The organism is Marinobacter halotolerans (assembly GCF_008795985.1).
GTDB lineage: Bacteria > Pseudomonadota > Gammaproteobacteria > Pseudomonadales > Oleiphilaceae > Marinobacter > Marinobacter halotolerans.
Genome location: NZ_VMHP01000001.1, coordinates 1,228,586 through 1,248,076, shown reverse-complemented (window position 1 = coordinate 1,248,076; position 19,491 = coordinate 1,228,586). Strand labels below are relative to the sequence as shown.

Here is a 19,491-nt window from a genome sequence, read left to right as displayed (position 1 = left end):
TCCCAAGCCTGTAGGGCAAAAAATGGCTCGGGTTCGTATTCTGGCAATCTTTCGCCAACTCTTTTTCAGAACTGTTGCCGTGCCTTTCCCCTGTTATAATCCGGCGGCTATCGGCATCAAATTCACCCGATCACAGCGGTTTTGCCCATGGATGTTTCCCCGATTATCGATCCCCTGAACGACGCTCAGCGCGAGGCCGTCACGGCCCAGAACGACCACCTGCTGGTGCTGGCGGGCGCAGGCAGCGGCAAGACCCGGGTGCTGGTTCATCGCATCGCCTGGCTGATGCAGGTAGACAAGGTGCCGCCCACCGGCATTCTGGCCGTCACCTTCACCAACAAGGCGGCAAAAGAGATGCGTTTTCGCATCGAGCAGATGATGGATATTCCCGCCCGAGGCCTCTGGTTCGGTACGTTTCACGGCATTGCCCACCGGCTGCTGCGGGCCCATCACAAGGATGCAGGCCTGCCAGAAAACTTCCAGGTGCTGGACAGCGACGACCAGCTGCGCCTGGTCAAGCGGGTCATGCGCGAGCTGAAAATTGATGAAAGCCGCTGGCCGCCCAAACAGGCCCAGTGGTTCATCAATGGCAACAAGGATGAAGGCTTGCGGGCCGAACATATCCAGGAAAACCCCGGTGACCATTTCACCAGCACCATGCTCACCGTCTACCGCCAGTACGAGAAGCTGTGCAATCTGGGTGGCCTGGTGGATTTCGGCGAGCTGCTTCTGCGCTCCCACGAACTCTGGCTGCATCGGCCGGAACTGCTGAGCCACTACCAGAGCCGCTTCCAGCAGATTCTGGTGGACGAGTTCCAGGACACCAACGCCATCCAGTACGCCTGGTTACAGATTCTGGCGGGCAATCGCGTCCCCATGACGGTCGTCGGAGACGACGACCAGTCGATCTATGGCTGGCGGGGCGCCAGGGTGGAAAATATCCAGCAGTACCAGCGGGACTTTCCCAATGCCCGGCTGGTGCGCCTGGAGCAGAACTACCGTTCCACCCAGCTGATCCTGAAAGCGGCCAACGCGGTGATTGCCAACAACCAGGGGCGTCTGGGCAAGGAACTCTGGACCGACGGCGTGGATGGCGAACCCATCAACCTATATGCCGCGTTCAACGAACAGGACGAGGCCAACTATATTGCCGACACGATCAGTACCTGGGTCAGTGAAGGCAACCTGCGCAGCGAGTCGGCTATTCTGTATCGCTCCAACGCCCAATCCCGGGTGCTGGAAGAATCCTTGATCCGCCAGGGCATTCCCTACCGGGTATACGGTGGTCTGCGGTTCTACGACCGCCAGGAAATCCGCAACGCCATCGCCTATCTGCGATTGGTGCACTATCGTCGGGATGACGCCGCTTTCGAGCGAGTGGTGAATATTCCCGCTCGTGGTATCGGTGCCAAGAGTCTGGCGGATATGCGCGCCTATGCCACGGAGCGCAGCATCTCCCTCTGGGAATCCGCTGAACGGCTACTGGAAGCGGGACAGGTGAAAGGCCGCGCCAAGACCGGACTGCAGTCCTTTATGGGCATCATCGAACAACTGACGGAGATGGTAGACGACGCCACCCTGCACGGGCTGATGAAGAAAACCCTGGAGCTGAGCGGCCTGAGGGATTATCACGCCAACGAGAAGGGCGAAAAAGGTCAGGCCCGGGCGGAGAACCTGGACGAGCTGGTGAATGCTTTGGCGGACTTTGAGGCGGAAGAAGGAGTTGACCCGCTGTCGGAATTCATCGCCCAGGCGGCGCTGGATGCCGGTGAAGCCCAGGCCGAGGCGAACGAGGACTGCGTGCAGCTGATGACACTGCACTCCGCCAAGGGTCTGGAATTCCCGCTGGTGTTCCTGGCGGGGGTAGAGGAAGGCCTGTTTCCCCACAGCATGTCACTGGAAGAGCCGGGGCGGATGGAAGAAGAACGGCGCCTGGCCTATGTGGGCATCACCCGCGCCATGAAGAAGCTGGTGCTTACTTACGCCGAATCCCGCCGCCTGTACGGCCAGGAAAAATTTCACGCGCTGTCCCGTTTCGTCCGTGAAATCCCCGGTGATTGCATCCAGGAAGTACGGCTGCGTAACACCGTCAGCCGGCCTGCCATGGTCTCGCGCCCCAATGAAAGCCTGTTCAGCCAGGATTCCGCCCAGCAGTCCGGCTTTAGCCTGGGGCAGCGTGTTCGTCACCCAAAGTTTGGTGAAGGCATTGTGATGAACAGCGAGGGTAGCGGCCACCACACTCGGGTTCAGGTGAACTTTGATGAGGGGGCGAAGTGGTTGGTGCTGGCGTATGCGCCCCTGGAGGCTTGCTGAATATTGGCGAGGCACAGGTATAATCGGCAGTACAGAGGTTTTCAGTGCCGGGGCAAGCGCAGAATGATCATTGCCGCAATCGCTAGCAGCACAATAGCCGCCGCCTCGAAGAGGATGTTCTGTGGGTCCATGTCCTTGCCCTGCAGCACAATCAGTCGTGCCAGAGCTGTCATGGCGATGAATATCGGATAGACAAACACCGAGCCCTGTCCGGTGTAGGACACGATCACCATGGCGACAACCTCGGTGTACAGAAACAGCAGCAGAATATCGGCAAGTTCAATAACGCCCCGTTCGTAGACGACCAGAATTTCCGCCCCGGCGGCGCCCAGGGTCAGCAGCCCGGTCACAATCAGTAGCAGCTTCTGGATTACATTGAAGCCACCGACCACAACAACCCGCTCTCTATCGCTTATGTTCGGAGCTTCAGGCCGTTTTGCGGCCGCCTTGTCACTATGGCGTTTGCTCCCGTTATCCGATTCTGACTCGCGCATGCTTAACCTTTTGTGGACTCGCCCGTTATAGGCGAACCCGCTCAGCTTAGATAACAATCGCCGGCGGGGCCAGAAAGCGGGGCCGTTTCAGGCAGGGAAGCGGTTCCGTGTCTTGTTGGCAATCCGCACCAGAACCAGCATCAATGGCACTTCTACCAGAACGCCCACCACCGTTGCCAATGCCGCCCCGGATTGCAGACCAAACAGCGCGATGGCCGCCGCCACCGCCAGTTCGAAGAAGTTACTGGCGCCAATCATGGCGCCCGGCGCGGCGATGCAGTGGCGTACTTTCCACAGCCTTGCCCAGCCGTAGGCGAGGAAGAAGATCAGGAAAGTCTGGACAATCAACGGTACGGCGATCAGGGCGATGTGCAGCGGATTCTCCAGAATCACCTCGCCCTGGAAGGCGAACAGCATCACCAGGGTGACGATCAGTGCCGACGGTGTAACAGGCCCCAGACGCTTCATGAACTCGTCGTCGTACCATTGCTGGCCACGTCTGGCGATCAGGGTGCGCCGGGTCAGATAACCGGCGGCCAGAGGAATCACAATGTAAAGCACTACGGACAACAGCACTGTATTCCAGGGTACCTGGATGTCGGAAATGCCCAGCAGGAACACCACGATGGGCGCGAAGGCGAACAGCATGATAATGTCGTTCAGCGACACCTGCACCAGGGTATAGGCAGCATCGCCTTTGGTCAGGTAGCTCCAGACAAATACCATGGCAGTGCAGGGTGCGGCGCCCAGCAGGATGGCGCCCGCCAGGTATTCGCTGGCCAGTTCCGGGGCTATCAGTGGCTCGAACACCACCATCAGGAAGAACCAGGCGATGGCAAACATCGTGAAGGGTTTGATCAGCCAGTTGACGATGGTGGTAATGGCCAGGCCTCTGGGTTCTTTTCTGACACCCACCACCGCACTGAAATCGATCTGCGCCATCATCGGGAAGATCATAGCCCAGATCAGAATCGCGATGGGGATGGATACCTGGGCGTATTCAAATCGGGACAGGGTTTCTGGCACAACCGGCGCCAGTTGTCCGAGGGAAACGCCGGCAACGATTGCCAGCGCCACCCAGACCGACAGGTAGCGGCCGAACAGATCCATGCCCCCTTTGGTATCGACCGCTGTCACGGTTTCAGTATTGCTGCTCATTGAGTCTCCTCACATGCTGCGCTGGTTGACGCGCTTCGAGACGTCTTCGGCGCTTTCCACCCGTTCGGAATAACGGTCCGTCAGGTAGTCACTGCGGTCCCGTATCAGTAACGTGAATTTCATCAGCTCTTCCATCACATCCACGATCCGGTTGTAGAAGGGCGACGGCATCATGCGGTCATTGTCGTCGAACTCTGTAAATGCTCTGGGCACTGACGACTGATTGGGGATGGTAACCATCCGCATCCAGCGGCCCAGCACGCGCAGTTGATTGACGGCATTGAAAGATTGGGAGCCGCCGCAGACCTGCATCACCGCAAGGGTTTTGCCCTGTGTGGGGCGCATGCCGCCGATGGAAAGCGGAATCCAGTCGATCTGGGTCTTCATGATGCCGGTCATAGCGCCATGGCGTTCCGGCGAGCACCACACCATGCCTTCTGACCAGTGAGCCAGGTCCCGCAATTCCTGGACTTTGGGGTGGGAGGCTTCTTCGGCATCGGCCAGTGGCAGACCCCTGGGGTTAAAGATACGGGTTTCGGCGCCCATGGCCTCGAGCAATCGGGCTGCCTCCTCGACCGCCAGGCGGCTGAATGAGCGTTCCCGCAGGGAGCCGTACAGCAACAGAATCCGTGGCGGATGGGACGAAGTTTTTACCGTGAATAGCTGCTCCGTTGTTGGTGCGCGGAACCATTCCGGATCGACGTTGGGGATGTCCTGGTCTTGGGTGCTCATTCTTTTGCCGGATTCCTTTACTCGTAGAGATGTCGGATCTATTCTGCACAAAAATAGATATTCATAATGCCGAATATATGGAAGTTCAGATATGAAGCGCCGTATTTTATTTGTCTGCACCGCCAACAGTGCCCGTTCGTTGATGGCCGAAGCGTTGCTCCGGAACATGGCCGGGGATCGGTTTGAGGTAGCCAGTGCCGGTACCGAACCAACCAGGCCCCATCCGATGGCGCTTCAGGTTCTTGAAGAGGCCGGCATTGCCACCGAAGGGCTGCACAGTAAGCAATTGGCGGAGCTGCAAGGGCAATACTGGGATTACGTGATCACCCTTTGCGAGAAAGCCGCGAACGAGTGCGGCACGGTCTGTCAGCAGGCCCAGCAGATTGCCTGGGATTTTGCCGATCCGGTACCGGCCAACCGTCACGCCACGTTTGCGCTCACTCTGAAAGAAGTCAAAGAGCGCATCGCTCTGTTTGCGCTGGTGCACCAGAAAGAAACCGGGCCGAAGCCGGCCAGCTACAACCCGGTGACGGTATTCAAGGCCCTGGCAGACGACTTCCGTCTGTCGGCGCTGTTGCTGATTCAGAGCCAGGAACAACTCTGTGTCTGCGAGCTGACTGAAGCCTTTGAGGCCCCGCAGCCAAAAGTCAGCCGGCATCTGGCGACGTTGCGGGATGCTGGCCTGCTGGTCACGGAGCGTCGGGGACAGTGGATCTACTATTCCCTGGAACCGGGTATGCCTCGGTGGCTGGCCCGCGTGCTGGATGAAACCGCCAGCCACAACGCCGGACTGATAAAGAGCCCGCTTGCCCGTTTGCAGGCAATGGCAGACCGCCCGTCTGTCCAGTGCCTGTAACTATCACAGGATTGAAAGTCGGAAGAGACACCCTCAGGAGCGCATCATGAACAAAATCAGAGTAGGCATTAACGGATTTGGCCGCATTGGACGCCTGACTTTGCGGGCTGCGTGGCAGTGGCCGGACATGGAATTTGTGGCGATCAATGATCCGGGCGCCGATGTCGGAACGCTGGCTCACCTGCTGAACTTCGACAGCGTCCATGGTCGCTGGAGCCAGGAGGCAACTGTGGACGGATCCGATATCGTCATTGAGGGCCAGCGCATCCCCGTGACCCACAACCGAACCATCGGTGAAACCGATTGGTCGGGCTGTGATCTGGTGATCGAGGCCAGCGGCGTGAACAAGAAAGTCAGCGCCTTGCAGGCCTACCTGGACCAGGGGGTAAAACGGGTGGTGGTCTCTGCGCCGGTCAAAGAGAAGGGCGCCAAGAATATCGTGCTGGGAGTGAATGACGATATCTTTGAACCCGCCACGGATCGCATAGTGACAGCGGCCTCTTGCACTACCAACTGCCTCGCACCGGTGGTTAAGGTGATTCATGAGAAGCTGGGCATCAAGCACGGCTCCATCACCACCATTCACAGCCTGACCAACTCTCAGGTTATCATCGATGCGCCCCACAAGGATCTGCGTCGGGCAAGAGCCTGCGGCAGTTCATTGATCCCCACCAGCACCGGTTCAGCAACGGCGATTATCGAGATATTCCCGGAGCTGAAAGGGCGTCTGGATGGCCACGCTGTGCGCGTGCCGCTAACCAATGCGTCGCTGACCGACTGCGTGTTTGAAGTTGAAACGGCCACGGACAGGGATACCGTAAACCGGCTGCTGAAAGAGGCGGCCGACGGCGAATTGGAAGGTATCCTGGGTTACGAAGAGCGACCGTTGGTGTCGATCGATTACAAAACCGACCCGCGTTCCTCCATTGTTGATGCCCTGTCCACCATAGTGGTGAATGGCACCCAGGTGAAAATCTACGCCTGGTACGATAACGAATGGGGCTATGCCAACCGCACTGCGGAGCTGGCTCATCGGGTGGGCGCTGCCTGATATGACGGCTGCCATCCGACAGTACCTGGTGATCACTGGCAACTACTGGACCTTCACCCTCACCGACGGCGCCCTGCGGATGCTGGTGGTGCTGCATTTTCATCAGCTGGGTTACTCTCCCCTGGCAATCGCCTTGCTGTTCATCTTTTACGAGTTCTTCGGGGTGGTGACCAATCTGGTGGGCGGTTACCTGGGTGCCCGCACGGGGCTGAACCGCACCATGAACATCGGGCTGTTTTTGCAGATTGTTGCCCTGACCATGCTGGCGGTGCCGGCGGCGATGCTTACGGTACCCTGGGTCATGGCGGCGCAGGCGCTGTCAGGGATTGCCAAGGACCTGAACAAGATGTCCGCCAAGAGCGGCATCAAGCTTTTGGTGCCGGACGAGCAGCAGGGCACCCTTTACAAATGGGTGGCGATTCTCACCGGCTCCAAGAACACCCTCAAGGGGGTCGGCTTCTTCCTCGGTGGTGTGTTGTTGATGGCGACTGGCTTCAGGGGAGCGGTCATTATCATGGCCGTGGCTCTGGGGCTGGTCTGGCTGTCCAGCCTGTTCCTTCTGGGGCAGGATCTGGGCAAGAGCAAATCAAAGCCCAAATTCCGCGAAATCCTGTCCAAGAGCCGAGCCATCAACGTGCTCTCGGCCGCGCGAATGTTCCTGTTCGGGGCTCGGGATGTGTGGTTTGTGGTAGCCTTACCGGTATATCTCAGCACCGCTTTTGGATGGGACCACTGGAAAGTCGGCGGCTTTATGGCCAGTTGGGTTATCGGCTACGGGTTCATCCAGACTATCGCGCCGAAGATTACCGGCGACATGGAAGGCATAAAGCCTGCTGCGCTATGGGCGGCGGCTCTGGCGCTGATTCCCGCCGCCATTGCTGGAGGCCTGATGGCGGGCTGGTCACCGCAGGTTGTGATTTTGGGTGGCTTGTTTTTGTTCGGGGTGCTATTTGCCATCAATTCCTCCCTGCATAGCTACCTTATTGTCAGCTATGCCCGGGCCAACGGTGTTTCTCTGGATGTGGGCTTCTATTATATGTCCAACGCTGCTGGCCGTTTGCTTGGCACCATTCTGTCTGGCTGGGTTTACCAGGCCTACGGAATTGAAGCCTGTCTGTTGATATCCGGCGGGCTGGTAACAACAGCGGCGCTGCTGTCTCTGATGCTGCCGGAGAAACGCCCCGTGATTGTCTGATGGACGGGCATTTGAGGATTAGAATATATGCCAGATCACACCGATCTTGATAGCGACGAAAACGAACAGGCTGATGAGTACGAGAGCGTTCCCTCGTCGGTTATCTTCGAGGCGATCCGGAGGGAAGGTGAACACGAGCTGTCGCGTTCGACGAGTGCGCTCTGGTGGTCCGGAGTCGCGGCCGGTCTGGCGATAAGCACCTCGGTTCTGTGCAAAGGGTTTCTTGCATCCATACTGCCAGATGCTGATTGGGCCGCGGGCATCTCAAATCTTGGCTACACTGTCGGGTTCCTGATCGTGATCCTTGGCCGGATGCAGTTGTTCACCGAGAACACAATCACGCCGATACTGCCGTTGTTCCTCAAGCCAACGCGCTCGTCCTTTTACCAAACCGCGCGCCTGTGGGGCATCGTCTTTGCCGCCAATCTCGTGGGGTGCATGGCGGCGGCATTAGTGCTCGTCTATGGACACATCGTGCCGGAGGCCCGTTTCGAAGGCATTCTTGCCATCTCACATCATTACGCTGAGGCAACCGGCTTTGAGCATTTTGCCTGGGGCATCCCGGCGGGGTTCCTGATCGCTGCGCTGGTCTGGATTCTGCCGCGCATGGAAAGCGCGGGCGAGGTGTTGATGATCGTCATAGTGACGTACATGATCGGCGTCGGCGGTATGTCGCACGTGGTTGCCGGTTCGACCGAGCTGTTCATTCTCGTCGTTCAGGGAGAACTAGGCATTGCCGCCGTGGTATTTGAGGGCATCCTGCCTGCTTTAGCCGGGAACGTCCTTGGCGGCACGGGCATTTTCGCGGCGCTCACCTATGCGCAGGTGCGTGAGGAGATTTGAGAGGCTTACACATTCGCACCGGGCGGAATCACGCTCTGCGATCACCAAGCGGAACAGATAAGGACTCTTGTCATAGCGCCGGGTTTAGAAACGGATGACCAGCCCGGCGCCAGCTTCCACCTGTAAGTAGCCGCTGCTTTCGAATCTGAGTTCGCATCCCCCTGAGCAGAAGGCCGAACCCCCGGAATTCAGGGCGGTGTAAACACCGCGCAGATCCAGCCGCAGGCGCAGTTCTTCCGTCAGGAAGAACTGATAGCCACCCCCCAGAGAGAGGGCAGCCCGGTGGTGGGTTTCGTATCTCGAATCGTCCGGTTCAAGGCGGGTAACCCCGATCACACCAGAGACAAACCCGCCGTGATTCTGGCCACCAGGGAAATATACCCCGCCGAACTGGATCTGGTAGATGGTCAGGTCGATGCACTCCACGCCCGGTGCAAACAGACCGTTGTCCAGCCTGGCGGAGGTTGTCTGTCGTCCGAAATAGAGTTCGCCCTGTTTGCCGGCCTCCGGCAGATCAAAATTGAATACCAGCCCCTGGCTTGCGGAATCCCTGAAGTCGATCCGGTCTGTCGTGCTGGCGCCTGCGGTCGCGATATCCACCGAACTGCTCATTCGGAAACCTGCAAATGGCGTAAGGCTGACGTCCGCTGCGACCGGAGGGGCGATCAGTGAAGATGCCAAAGCGAACGGGAAAAGAGATCGAAGCTTCATACATCCGTGGCCTCTGTGGCTGGTTGTCGGCAGGACACTGTGCAATGGTATAGCCGTTACAAATTTTGGTGAGCCCTGGTAATACTATCTTGACAGATCTTGTGCTTGAAAATCTCAGCGTTGGCACTCTCGATAAGGTGTCACTGACGGTGCCGGGAGGCCAGGTTGTCTGCCTGTCCGGGCCTTCGGGTAGTGGCAAGAGCCGCCTGCTGAGGGCTGTGGCGGACCTGGAGCCACATGGCGGCAGAGTTTCTCTGGGCGATGCAGTCCAGTTGGATATTCCCGCCCATCAGTGGCGAAGCCGGGTGGTGATGGTGCCAGCAGACAGTCAGTGGTGGTTTGATGAAGTGGCAGGGCACTTTCCGGATGATGCCGGTTCGAAACTGCCTTCCGCTCTGGGTTTCCCGCCAGAAGTGATGGGCTGGTCGGTGAGCCGGCTGTCCTCCGGTGAGCGCCAGCGGCTTGCACTCTGGCGCGCCCTGGTGCTTGAGCCGGAGGCGCTATTGCTGGACGAGCCCACCGCCAATCTGGATAACGACACCACGGCAACCATCGAAGCCTGGTTGCTGACCGAGATCCGTAGGCGGCAGATCGCTGTGCTGTGGGTCGCTCACGATCCCTCGCAGATCCATCGGGTGGCGGATGCCCACTACCGGATTCAGGGAACCAGTCTGGAGCGCGCCCATGGAAGTGATTGATCTGGCCTGGTGGAAGCTGGGCCTGGCGGCGCTACTGGTTCTGGCCCTGGCGGGGACCGGGTATCTCGCCCGTCTCGGCATCACCCGAAACCTGTTGATTGCTGCACTGCGCACGGTGATTCAACTGGCATTGATCGGCCTGGTGCTGGAAGCGCTGTTCGCATCGTCCGCGTTCTACTGGATTGCCCTGCTGGCCGTGGTCATGTTGCTGGTCGCCGGGCGGGAAGTGGTGGCTCGTCAGGGTCGGCGCTTACAGGGCTGGTGGGCGTTCGGTATTGGTACCGGGGCGATGTTCGTCTCGTCTTTTTCCGTCACGGTCCTGGCCCTGACGGTAGTGATCGGCCCCGAACCCTGGTATGCCCCGCAATACGCCATTCCATTGTTGGGTATGATGCTTGGCAACACCATGACGGGCGTCAGTCTGGCGTTGGACCGGTTGAATGAGTCGGTCTGGCGTCAGCGGGCGGTTATCGAGAACCGGCTGATGTTGGGCCAGACCTGGAGTAAGGCGCTGGAGGATATCCGCAAGGACGCCATGCGCAGCGGCATGATGCCGTCCATCAACGCCATGGCCGCCGCCGGCATTGTTAGCCTGCCCGGTATGATGACGGGCCAGATCCTTGCCGGTAGCCCGCCGGCGGTGGCGGTTAAATATCAGATTCTGGTGATGCTGATCATCACCGTCGGTACCGGCTTCGGGGCGGTGATGGCGGTCACCTGGGGCGGTCGCCGGCTGTTCGACGATCGGGAGCGTCTGCGGCTGGATCGACTGGTGAAACCATGAAAGACCTTTTGCGGCGGTATCCGCTACCGGTGATTGTGCTGGCGCAGCTGTTCGGCACTTCGCTCTGGTTCAGCATCAATGGCGTCTGGCTGTCGCTGTCGGCAGAACTGGGGCTGACAGAAACCGACCTGGGCCGGTTGACGCTGGCGGTTCAGGCCGGCTTCATCGCCGGCACTCTGACCATCGCCGTCACCGGTCTGGCGGACCGCTTTGGCGCCAGCCGGATTTTTGCCCTGTCGAGCCTGCTTGGGGCAATGGTCAACGGCGGGTTCATTTTCGCCGCAGGCCAGCCGCCGCTCGATTTCATCCTGCGGTTCGCCACCGGGCTTTGCCTGGCGGGTATTTACCCACTGGGTATGAAGCTTGTGATCGCCTGGATTCCCCGCTACGCCGGGGCGGCGCTGGCCTGGCTGGTGGGTATGCTGACACTGGGCACTGCGCTGCCGCACCTGATGCGTGGAGCAACCCTGGGCATGCCCTGGCAGTGGCCGCTGATGGCAGCGTCCGTTCTCGCGCTGGCCGGAGGACTGCTGGTGTTTCTGCTGGGGGACGGCCCGCACCTGCCCAAAGGCAATGGCCGTCTGCCTCTGAGCCAGGGCCTGGCGGCGCTGCGAATGCCCCGGTTTCGCGCGGCGGCTGGCGGCTATTTCGGCCACATGTGGGAGCTCTACGCCTTCTGGACCCTGGTACCCCTGCTGATTGGCCGTGAACTGCAACGCCTGGGGCAGGAGGATGCACTGGTTCCCTGGCTGGCGTTTGCAGTGATCGGTAGTGGGGCCGCTGGCTGTGTTGGCGGTGGTCGCCTCAGTCGAACTCTGGGTAGCCAGTGGGTGGCCCGCTGGGCACTGACGCTGTCGGGGCTGGTCTGCCTTCTGTATCCCTGGTTGAACGGTTTGCCCCCGATGTTTCTGATCGGCCTGCTGCTGGTCTGGGGCATTGCGGTGGTTGCGGATTCGCCACAGTTTTCCGCACTGGCAGCGGCAACGGCGCCAAAGGAGTCAGTGGGCTCTTCCCTGGCGGTGATGAATGCGGTCGGCTTTGGTCTGACTCTGCCAGCTATCTGGCTGACCAGCGGGCTTTGGGGTCAGTACGGTGTCTGGGTAGTGCTTTTGCTGGTGCCAGGGCCTGTGTTGGGGCTCTGGTCGCTGGCACGGATGAGTCGGGGCAGCCATTTGACGTAGCCGGTCATGCCGAACAGCTCTACCAGCGACTGGAACACAATCACCACCACCGCCGGCGCCCATAGGTCTGGCAGGGCTATAGCGAAAGGCAGCACCACAAAGGAATTGCGGGTGCCGAAACTGTACGCCAGGGTGCGCCCACGGGCGCCCGGCAGATCAAAGATCCGGCTGAGCAGTTGACCCGCCAGAGCCGCCGCCACCAGATAGAGCGTGAAAATCACCAGCAGTAGCCAGAGGATGCCGCCGCTTTCCGTCACCAGGGCAATCTGGGAGCCGGCGACCAGGAAAACCACCAGGGTCAGAGCGGGCACCGGCAGCCAGCCCAGAGCCGAAACCAGGCGCTCAACTTTGGGCCGCTTTTCCGCGCCCTTTTCCGTCAGCCAGGCCAACAACAGAGGTGTCAGTATCAGCCCGAAGAAGACTGGCAGCAGGTGCCCGGCCAGATTGGCGTCCACCATGGCCTCATCCAGAAACAGCCAGAGATAGAGCGGCAGCAAAACGATCTGCAGGATCAGCAGGATCGGGCTGGCAGCAATGGCCCGGGTTCCGTCCCCGCCGCCCAAGTGGGTAAAACTGATAAACCAGTCGGTACAGGGCACCAGCAGAACCAGCAGTATGCCCAGCCGAACCGCCGGGTCCGCCGGCGCCAGGAACATCAGCAGCCAGACAATGCCGGGCATGACCAGGAAATTGCCCAGCACCAGCGCGGCGTTGAATCGTTTGTCCCGGAAGGCCCGGGCCAGATGGGTCAGGGGTATCTGGGTGAAGGTGGCGTAGAGCAGCACGCCCAGTACCGGCCAGAGCATCTCTTCGAAGTATGCCGTGGTTTCGGGCAGGCTGTGGCCGAGGGCCATTCCGGCCAGTATGCCGGACAGGTAAAGCCAGACCTGATACCTTTCCAGTGTGTCGCGCATGAATTCCTCGCCGTTATCAGCCGGGCCACCTTGACCGCCCTGCAACCGGTTTTTATGCTGAATCGGGTACCGTTCCTTCAGGGAGACAGTTATGGACAGCAGAATAAAGGTACAGTCGCCTCTGGTCATCCTTCATGGTGACGAGATGGCGCAGGTTGCTTTCGAGCATATTCTGGAAAAATTCGTTTCAGCGCGTCTGGATATTCAGCTTGAGGAAATCGACCTGTCCGCGGAGAACCGTCTGCTGACCAACGGCCAGGTGGTGATTGATGCCATTGATGCCCTGCAACGCTGCGGCGTCGGGGTGAAGAACGCGGGCATGACCGTCAATCGCAGTCAATTGGAAGAGTTGCTGTGCAAGCACCCGGAGGTGGACGCAAATAACCTGTTTTCACTGGCCACCAAATCCCCCAATGGCGCGATCCGCAAGGGTATCAGCGGCAATATTACCCGTGAGGACATTCAGTTCCGCAACTTGAAGATCAGCCGGCCGGACTGGATTGGTCGCGATATTGAAGTCGACACCATGGAATTCGGCGGCATCAAGGATAGCTTTAACCAGCTCTCCGAGGCCACCGGTGTTGTCAAACTGATGTTTGTGGGCAGCAGCGGGGACCCGGTAGAGCTGCACCGCCGAGAGGTCCGCAAGGGCGACCCCTGGTTACTCGCCACCAACGATGTGGAGGATGTGCGAGCCTGGGCGCATCGTTTCTTTCAGCGAGCCGTTGACGAGAAACGGGATGTCTACCTGGGGTTGAAGGACACCGTCATCCCCGGCTACGACGGCGCCATGCGCACCGTCATTGAGGACGTTTACCACAGCGATTATCGCAAGCAGCTGGAAAACCTGGGGCTGAACTACCATTACGAACTGATCGACGCCCAGGCCGCGCGCATCGTTTCGAACCCGCCGAAACGGGCGCTCTGGGGTGTGCCCGACAACACCACCGGGCGCAAACTTTTCAAACTGGTGAATCAGCTGCGGGAAGTCGGCATTCCCAGCCGCGGTGCCCATGTCTCCATTTCCCGTATGAGTGCTGGCGGTGGTGACCAGTACGGCAGCTTCAACATGCCCGCCACGGAAGACGGCATTCTCAAGGTCATTGTCGATGGTGACGAGAAACATGCCCGGCGGGTCAGGGAAGGCGATCCGATACTGCTTATGTCCAATGACCGTGAAGCCATCAAGGACTGGGTAACCCAGGTGTTCCGTGACGCGTCCCGTAAAGACAAAGAGGTCTATTTCGGGCTCAAGCGGGAGTACATGGAGTACGACGAGGTGTTCAGCAATGTGATCACCGAGGTGCGCCGGGACCTGGCCCGGGAGCACACGCCGCCGCCGTCCTTCATGATTATGCGGCCGTCCAGCCAGCTCAGGAAAATGATTACCGACCCACCCAGAAACGCGCTCTATCCCTCCCAGAATCTGGACGGCGACATTTTCTCCGACATTTCCGCTGCTCTCGGGGGCAGCCTGGCGACGGCCAGTTCCATCATCGAGAGCAAGGATGGCACCATGCTGTTCGAGGCACCCCATGGCACCGCCCATGACCTTTATCTCAAATACCTCGAAAGCGAGGGGCGCGAAGCGCACTTCAACCCGTCGGCCCTGATTTTTGCCCTCGCCAACGCCCTGGAAACTCTCGGCGAGCGCGAGGACAACCAGCCTCTTGCCGACTATGCGATCAGACTGAAATCGGCCCTCACCGATACCGTTGACGGGGGCGTTGTAACGGCGGATCTGAAGGGCAAGACCGTTGACCCGGCGTCCGAGCAGGTGGTGGATATGGCCGGATTCCTGGCCGCGGTTGAGGGAAACCTGACCTGACTTGAAAAAAGCCCTGGAAATGCCACATTGTGTTAAAGGGCCCTACAAACTATGAGGCATTTCAAGGATGAGACTGGCAGAGTTTATCCGCGCCCATACGGAGCATATTCTTCGGATATGGGAGTTTGATGCCAAACATATTCTTCCCGCTGAGCGCTTGTCCAGAGACGAGTTGCGGGACCATATCGAAGAGATATTGCTCGGTATTACCGTGACACTTGAGCAGTCCCCGGACGAAGAGGGGCGGCCTCCTGACTTCTGCCCCTATAATCCCGAGAGCAGTAACTCCGCACGTGTTCATGGTTCTGAAAGGCACGACCTGGGTGCCGACATCGTCCACGTGGCGGCGGAATTCCGCGCCTTGCGCCATACTGTGATCGAGCTCTGGGTCCAGTTTAACGGCGATATCGATAAAGAGGGTGTCAGGGAACTGATCCGGTTCGACCACGAAATCGATCTGGCCCTGGCGCAGTCCATTGAGAACTACGTCCATAGAAAAGAGAGACAAGGCCGTCGGTTAGAAGCCATGCTGTCTTCACTGCCTGACCCCTGCTATGTGCTGAACCCGGATGGCACTTTCCTGTATGCCAACAACGCCATGGCCGAACTCTGTCAGGTGTCGCCAGAAGAGATTGTTGGTCGGTCGTGCTCAGAAATGCCGCTGCCCTCCCAGTATAACGGTGAAACCAAACTGAAGGACGTGATCCGTTTCCGGGAGCAGCGGGAGAGTGAAGTAAAGATGCAGAGCCCTGCCGGTGAGACCCGCTATTTCGAGTGTCTGTATGCGCCGGTACTTGATGAACAGGGCGAGGTGGAAGCCGTATCCGGCATCGCCCATGATGTGACCCTGCGCAAGGAGTCGGAAACAAGGATCTGGCGTCATGCCAATTACGACCTTTTGACCCGGCTGCCCAACCGTCGGCTGTTCATGGACCGGCTGAGCCAGCACGCGGCGCACTCTGATCGCACCGGCGATCCGTTCGCTCTGCTCTTCATTGACCTGGATCATTTCAAGACAATTAACGACACCCTCGGACATGAGGCAGGTGACGCCCTGCTGAAAGTCATTGCAGAGCGTGTCAGCGCCTGCGTGCGCCAGACGGACACGGTGGCTCGCATCGGCGGTGACGAGTTCACAGTGCTGCTGCTGGACACCGGTGACCGCGAGCTGATAGAGGCGATTGCAGACAACATTCTCGGCGAGCTGAAACGGCCATTCCAGTTGGGAGAGGAGAAAGTCACGATCTCGGGCAGCATCGGAATAACGCTTTTCCCCGGGGATGCCGGCACAGCGCAGCAGCTGTTAAGCGATGCCGATCAGGCCATGTATCTGGCCAAGCATTCCGGTCGCAACCGGGTGTGCTATTTCACTGAAATTATGAAGAGCGCCCGCACCGAGCGCCAGCAACTGATCAACGATTTGCGGGAAGCGCCCCTCAAGGAGCAGCTGAGGTTGTTTTATCAGCCCATTGTTGACCTTGCCAGCGGCCGCATCGTCAAGGCCGAAGCGCTGTTACGCTGGCAGCACCCGGAACACGGGCTCAAACTGCCGGATGAGTTCCTGGCGTTGGCAGAGGAGACCGGTCTTATGTCGGCCCTGGAACACTGGGTGTTTTCCGAAGCCGCCAACCAGTCCGCGCGCTGGGTAGAGCTGATGGAGGGCGAGTTTCAGCTCAGCATTAACTCATCGCCCGTGCAATTTGTCAGGAACAGTCACAGCAAAGCCTGGCAGGCGCACCTGGAAACCTTTTCGCGTTCCAAGGGTGGCTTTGTCATTGAACTCACGGAGAATGTTTTCCTCAGTGACTCAGAACAGCTTGATAAAAGTTTCTCCGAGCTGGCAGCAGCCGGTGTGCAATTGGCACTGGATGATTTTGGCACCGGCTATTCATCCCTGGAGTATCTCAAGCGCTTCAATGTGAACTACCTGAAGATTGACCAGAGCTTTGTGCGGGAAGACGGGCCCCGGTCGAGCAGTGGCACTATTGCCGAGACCATCATCATGATGGCCCACAAACTGGGTCTTGAGGTGGTGGCAGAGGGCGTCGAGACGCAGGAGCAGATGGAGTGGCTCAAGGCAGTGGACTGCGACTTCGCCCAGGGGTTCTTTTTTTCTCAGCCAATGCCCGCCCCGGAGTTCGAACAATTGCTTCGTGCCGGTCATATCCATCACTGACGCCTGGGCGCCTTAGCCGGAGTGAACTACACTCTTCGGTAAAACGAGAATTCCGCCCTGTCAGAGGGATGCGCTATCTATGGCAATCAAGTCCAGTCACGGGCAGCAAATTGCCTCCTCCACCGGGTTTTTCCAGAAGCTGGCTTCTGGGGTGCCCGGTGTTCTCTTTACGTATTGGCTCAGTGCCGATGGCCAGTCCCACCATTACCCGTTTGTCAGTAACCAGGTGCATTCGTTGCTCGGGGTCGACTCGTCGATATTGAACCAGAACGCTGACTCCGTGTTCTCGGTGATTCATCCCGCTGACGCGGGCGAAGTGGTGGAAACTATCCAGCAGTCGGCGCTGACTCTGGAGCCGTGGCGTTATCGGGCCCGCCTGAAGCTCATAAGCGGCGAGTACGAATGGTTCGAAGTGCACGCCCGGCCTGAGCGCCAGGAGGACGGCAGTACCGTCTGGTACGGCCAGTTTCACAACATCCAGCATTACAAGAACCTGGAACAGAGCCTACGGGAGAGCGAGGCCGAATTCTCCTTTCAGGCGGGCTTTCAGAAGCTGATTGCCCGGCTTTCCAGTGAATTCATCAACCTCGGTTTTGGCACCATTGACCAATGCATTGATGAAGTTCTGAAAAGTATTGGAGAGTTTTTCGAAACAGACCGGGCCTATCTCTACAGTTTTTCCGAAGAGTACCGGCGGATGTCCAATACCCATGAGTGGTGCAGGGAGGGCGTGCCCTCACTTATCGCCGACCAACAGCAGGTGCCGATTGCCGACTTTCACTGGTGGCATCAGCAGATAGAAAACATGGTGGCGGGAAACCGGGTGGTGTTTATTGAGGATGTGGACAAGCTGCCAGCGAACGCCTCGTCCGAGCAGGCCATGCTGCGGGAACAGGGTGTGTCGTCCATGTTCTGTGTGCCGATCAGGGTGCGTGGCAGGGTCAGCGGATTCTTTGGCGTGGATTCCCTGAGACGTCGTGACTGGCGCCAGGACCAGGCAGACCTGTTGATCATTGTGTCGGGCCTGCTGTCTGGGGCGCTGGAGCGTTTCCGGCTGGAAGAAGAGCTGCTGAATCAGTCCATTCGGGACCCGCTGACAGGCCTTCACAACCGCCGCTATCTGATGCCCCGGCTGGAGGAAATGCTGGGCCGGAGGGATCGGCGCGGCGAACCCTTTTCCTTGGCCATGTTTGATCTTGACCGGTTCAAGGCGATCAATGACTCGATTGGGCACCTGGGCGGGGATAGCATCCTGCAGAGGTTCGCCGAAATCCTTCTGCATCATGTCCGACCCATGGATGTGGTGGCCCGGTTCGGCGGCGAGGAATTCATTGTAGTGTTCAGCGACGTGGCAGGCGGTGACGTGCGTCATCTGGTAGAGCGGATTCTGAATACAGTGCGTCTGGAAAGCTTTGTGTTTGACGGGCGCCCGATTCCCGTCACTGTCAGCGCGGGGGTGGCGGACATTGGCGAATTCAATGACGGCTCCGCCAGCCCCGATGCCCTGATCTCCATGGCTGACCACCGGCTGTATCTGTCGAAACAGGCCGGCCGCGACTGCCTCACCGATTCATCCGGAACCTTCCTCGAATGGTCCAGATAGCCGCTCAGATGGAGGGCGCTACCCAGTCCGGTGTAATGCCGGACTGCCGCACGCAGTCATCGATATTCATGCCTTTCAGTGAGCCGTGGTTGCACACCAGCAGCGTGGCCATGCCGGCGGCCTGTGCCCCGAGGATGTCGGTGTGGAGAGTGTCCCCCACCATCAGAATGCGATTTCGTTTTATGCCGTCAAGCCGATCCAGGGTGGCTGCGAACGCCGGGGCATAGGGTTTTCCGAAGAATTCCGGCTGAACGCCCGTGGCTTCGCGAAGTCTATGGGCAAAGTACCCCGGCTCTAGGGTCAGGCAGTCTCCCCTTGGGGCCACCAGATCCGGGTTGGCCACTTTCAGCGGCCGGCTGTGCCGGTTCAGGCTGGCGGTCAGTTGCTGATGGATTGTTTCGTTCCAGTCTTCACTGCTCATGAAGATGAAACCGCCGAATCCGTCCAGCTCCCGGTCGGTAATACCCGGGCGTACCGGCTTCTGGTTTATTCCCGGCAGCGACTGGCTGCCCGAGTGGGATGGTGCGATCACGCCCCAGAGATCGTCCTGTCGCGGCGCCCGGGCCAGGGCGTCTTCCAGCAGCCAGCGGCTGGAAATAATCTGGTGGTCGGTCAGATCAAACCCCATGCCGCGATACTTTTTCGTCAGATTCTGAACGCTTGCGGTGGCGGCGTTCGAAAGCACCAGAACCGGCTTGCCACCCGCCTGCAGAGACGCCAGACGCTCAACCGCACCAGTGATGACCGAGGGGCCGGTGTTCAGAACGCCAAAGGCGTCAAATACGAACGCATCGAAACGGTCCGACAGTGGCTCAAGGGATGGTACCCATCGGGGGGCTTCTGCGCTGGGTTTGGCCTGGGGAAGCTGGTCCCGCAGGCGCTGGTATTGTTCGAAGGCCCAGGTCGGGGTAGGGACTAGGCCTTCAAAAGAGGTGGGATGGGTGTCTTTCATGC

At 59.1% G+C, this 19,491-nt stretch carries 17 protein-coding genes; 11 read left to right on the top strand and 6 right to left on the bottom strand.

Annotated features, from left to right (window positions below):
* Nucleotides 1–147: 147 nt before the first annotated feature.
* Nucleotides 148–2,313, top strand: coding sequence for a DNA helicase II (uvrD, locus tag FPL19_RS05905; protein WP_150911515.1), 2,166 nt, complete (start codon nt 148–150; stop codon nt 2,311–2,313).
* A gap of 41 nt (nt 2,314–2,354) precedes the next feature.
* On the opposite strand, the gene FPL19_RS05900 is transcribed toward uvrD, so the two are convergent.
* The 3 genes from FPL19_RS05900 to arsH form a co-directional block, all read right to left on the bottom strand.
* Nucleotides 2,355–2,807 carry a phosphate-starvation-inducible PsiE family protein gene (locus tag FPL19_RS05900; RefSeq protein WP_150911513.1) on the bottom strand — a complete coding sequence of 151 codons (453 nt, stop codon included), beginning with the start codon at nt 2,805–2,807 and terminating at the stop codon, nt 2,355–2,357.
* Nucleotides 2,808–2,894: 87 nt separating this feature from the next.
* Entirely contained in the window at nt 2,895–3,965 is a 1,071-nt protein-coding gene (gene arsB, locus FPL19_RS05895; RefSeq protein WP_150911511.1) for an ACR3 family arsenite efflux transporter, read from the bottom strand.
* Between the two features lie 9 nt (nt 3,966–3,974).
* Nucleotides 3,975–4,697: an arsenical resistance protein ArsH gene (arsH, locus tag FPL19_RS05890; RefSeq protein ID WP_150911509.1), complete on the bottom strand. Its 723-nt coding sequence runs from the start codon at nt 4,695–4,697 to the stop codon at nt 3,975–3,977.
* A gap of 91 nt (nt 4,698–4,788) precedes the next feature.
* Here arsH and FPL19_RS05885 point away from each other — a divergent pair, with 91 nt between their 5' ends.
* The 4 genes from FPL19_RS05885 to FPL19_RS05870 are packed head-to-tail and all read left to right on the top strand — an operon-like array spanning nt 4,789 to nt 8,642.
* Nucleotides 4,789–5,553 (top strand): metalloregulator ArsR/SmtB family transcription factor, encoded by a 765-nt coding sequence (locus tag FPL19_RS05885; protein ID WP_150911507.1) that lies wholly within the window; start codon nt 4,789–4,791, stop codon nt 5,551–5,553.
* Nucleotides 5,554–5,599: 46 nt separating this feature from the next.
* Nucleotides 5,600–6,604 (top strand): ArsJ-associated glyceraldehyde-3-phosphate dehydrogenase, encoded by a 1,005-nt coding sequence (locus FPL19_RS05880; RefSeq protein ID WP_150911505.1) that lies wholly within the window; start codon nt 5,600–5,602, stop codon nt 6,602–6,604.
* A 1-nt stretch (nt 6,605) separates the two neighbouring features.
* Entirely contained in the window at nt 6,606–7,799 is a 1,194-nt protein-coding gene (gene arsJ, locus FPL19_RS05875; protein ID WP_150911503.1) for an organoarsenical effux MFS transporter ArsJ, read from the top strand.
* A 27-nt stretch (nt 7,800–7,826) separates the two neighbouring features.
* Nucleotides 7,827–8,642, top strand: coding sequence for a formate/nitrite transporter family protein (locus tag FPL19_RS05870; RefSeq protein ID WP_150911501.1), 816 nt, complete (start codon nt 7,827–7,829; stop codon nt 8,640–8,642).
* A gap of 84 nt (nt 8,643–8,726) precedes the next feature.
* Here FPL19_RS05870 and FPL19_RS05865 read toward each other — a convergent pair whose 3' ends face one another.
* On the bottom strand, nt 8,727–9,254 hold the full coding sequence (locus FPL19_RS05865; RefSeq protein ID WP_225314307.1) for a hypothetical protein: 528 nt from the start codon (nt 9,252–9,254) through the stop codon (nt 8,727–8,729).
* Nucleotides 9,255–9,442: 188 nt separating this feature from the next.
* Here FPL19_RS05865 and FPL19_RS05860 point away from each other — a divergent pair, with 188 nt between their 5' ends.
* Genes FPL19_RS05860 through FPL19_RS05850 form a run of 3 tightly spaced genes read left to right on the top strand, consistent with a single transcriptional unit; the run spans nt 9,443 to nt 12,016 of the window.
* Complete coding sequence (locus tag FPL19_RS05860) at nt 9,443–10,051, top strand: ABC transporter ATP-binding protein (protein ID WP_150911497.1); 609 nt, start codon at nt 9,443–9,445, stop codon at nt 10,049–10,051.
* Nucleotides 10,038–10,835: an ABC transporter permease gene (locus FPL19_RS05855; protein WP_150911495.1), complete on the top strand. Its 798-nt coding sequence runs from the start codon at nt 10,038–10,040 to the stop codon at nt 10,833–10,835. The genes FPL19_RS05860 and FPL19_RS05855 overlap by 14 nt, the downstream gene beginning before the upstream one ends.
* The gene (locus tag FPL19_RS05850; protein WP_150911493.1) at nt 10,832–12,016 is read left to right on the top strand and encodes an MFS transporter; all 1,185 of its coding nucleotides are present in this window, start codon (nt 10,832–10,834) and stop codon (nt 12,014–12,016) included. The genes FPL19_RS05855 and FPL19_RS05850 overlap by 4 nt, the downstream gene beginning before the upstream one ends.
* On the opposite strand, the gene FPL19_RS05845 is transcribed toward FPL19_RS05850, so the two are convergent.
* The gene (locus tag FPL19_RS05845; RefSeq protein WP_150911491.1) at nt 11,920–12,930 is read right to left on the bottom strand and encodes an arsenic resistance protein; all 1,011 of its coding nucleotides are present in this window, start codon (nt 12,928–12,930) and stop codon (nt 11,920–11,922) included. The genes FPL19_RS05850 and FPL19_RS05845 overlap by 97 nt on opposite strands.
* A 91-nt stretch (nt 12,931–13,021) precedes the next feature.
* Between FPL19_RS05845 and FPL19_RS05840 the strand changes: the two genes are divergently transcribed.
* The 3 genes from FPL19_RS05840 (at nt 13,022) to FPL19_RS05830 (ending at nt 18,537) form a co-directional block, all read left to right on the top strand.
* Nucleotides 13,022–14,758 carry an isocitrate/isopropylmalate family dehydrogenase gene (locus FPL19_RS05840; protein ID WP_150911489.1) on the top strand — a complete coding sequence of 579 codons (1,737 nt, stop codon included), beginning with the start codon at nt 13,022–13,024 and terminating at the stop codon, nt 14,756–14,758.
* A gap of 67 nt (nt 14,759–14,825) precedes the next feature.
* Nucleotides 14,826–16,934, top strand: a complete 2,109-nt coding sequence (locus FPL19_RS05835; protein WP_150911487.1) for a putative bifunctional diguanylate cyclase/phosphodiesterase — start codon at nt 14,826–14,828, stop codon at nt 16,932–16,934.
* A 79-nt stretch (nt 16,935–17,013) separates the two neighbouring features.
* Nucleotides 17,014–18,537: a sensor domain-containing diguanylate cyclase gene (locus tag FPL19_RS05830; RefSeq protein WP_150911485.1), complete on the top strand. Its 1,524-nt coding sequence runs from the start codon at nt 17,014–17,016 to the stop codon at nt 18,535–18,537.
* Between the two features lie 4 nt (nt 18,538–18,541).
* Here FPL19_RS05830 and FPL19_RS05825 read toward each other — a convergent pair whose 3' ends face one another.
* Nucleotides 18,542–19,489: an HAD-IIA family hydrolase gene (locus tag FPL19_RS05825; RefSeq protein ID WP_150911483.1), complete on the bottom strand. Its 948-nt coding sequence runs from the start codon at nt 19,487–19,489 to the stop codon at nt 18,542–18,544.
* Nucleotides 19,490–19,491: the final 2 nt, after the last annotated feature.

Coding starts and splice junctions, on each gene's coding strand:
- uvrD (WP_150911515.1), top strand. CDS start 148: ATGGATGTTTCCCCGATTATCGATCCCCTGAACGACGCTCAGCGCGAG.
- FPL19_RS05900 (WP_150911513.1), bottom strand. CDS start 2,807: ATGCGCGAGTCAGAATCGGATAACGGGAGCAAACGCCATAGTGACAAG.
- arsB (WP_150911511.1), bottom strand. CDS start 3,965: ATGAGCAGCAATACTGAAACCGTGACAGCGGTCGATACCAAAGGGGGC.
- arsH (WP_150911509.1), bottom strand. CDS start 4,697: ATGAGCACCCAAGACCAGGACATCCCCAACGTCGATCCGGAATGGTTC.
- FPL19_RS05885 (WP_150911507.1), top strand. CDS start 4,789: ATGAAGCGCCGTATTTTATTTGTCTGCACCGCCAACAGTGCCCGTTCG.
- FPL19_RS05880 (WP_150911505.1), top strand. CDS start 5,600: ATGAACAAAATCAGAGTAGGCATTAACGGATTTGGCCGCATTGGACGC.
- arsJ (WP_150911503.1), top strand. CDS start 6,606: ATGACGGCTGCCATCCGACAGTACCTGGTGATCACTGGCAACTACTGG.
- FPL19_RS05870 (WP_150911501.1), top strand. CDS start 7,827: ATGCCAGATCACACCGATCTTGATAGCGACGAAAACGAACAGGCTGAT.
- FPL19_RS05865 (WP_225314307.1), bottom strand. CDS start 9,254: ATGAGCAGTTCGGTGGATATCGCGACCGCAGGCGCCAGCACGACAGAC.
- FPL19_RS05855 (WP_150911495.1), top strand. CDS start 10,038: ATGGAAGTGATTGATCTGGCCTGGTGGAAGCTGGGCCTGGCGGCGCTA.
- FPL19_RS05850 (WP_150911493.1), top strand. CDS start 10,832: ATGAAAGACCTTTTGCGGCGGTATCCGCTACCGGTGATTGTGCTGGCG.
- FPL19_RS05845 (WP_150911491.1), bottom strand. CDS start 12,930: ATGCGCGACACACTGGAAAGGTATCAGGTCTGGCTTTACCTGTCCGGC.
- FPL19_RS05840 (WP_150911489.1), top strand. CDS start 13,022: ATGGACAGCAGAATAAAGGTACAGTCGCCTCTGGTCATCCTTCATGGT.
- FPL19_RS05835 (WP_150911487.1), top strand. CDS start 14,826: ATGAGACTGGCAGAGTTTATCCGCGCCCATACGGAGCATATTCTTCGG.
- FPL19_RS05830 (WP_150911485.1), top strand. CDS start 17,014: ATGGCAATCAAGTCCAGTCACGGGCAGCAAATTGCCTCCTCCACCGGG.
- FPL19_RS05825 (WP_150911483.1), bottom strand. CDS start 19,489: ATGAAAGACACCCATCCCACCTCTTTTGAAGGCCTAGTCCCTACCCCG.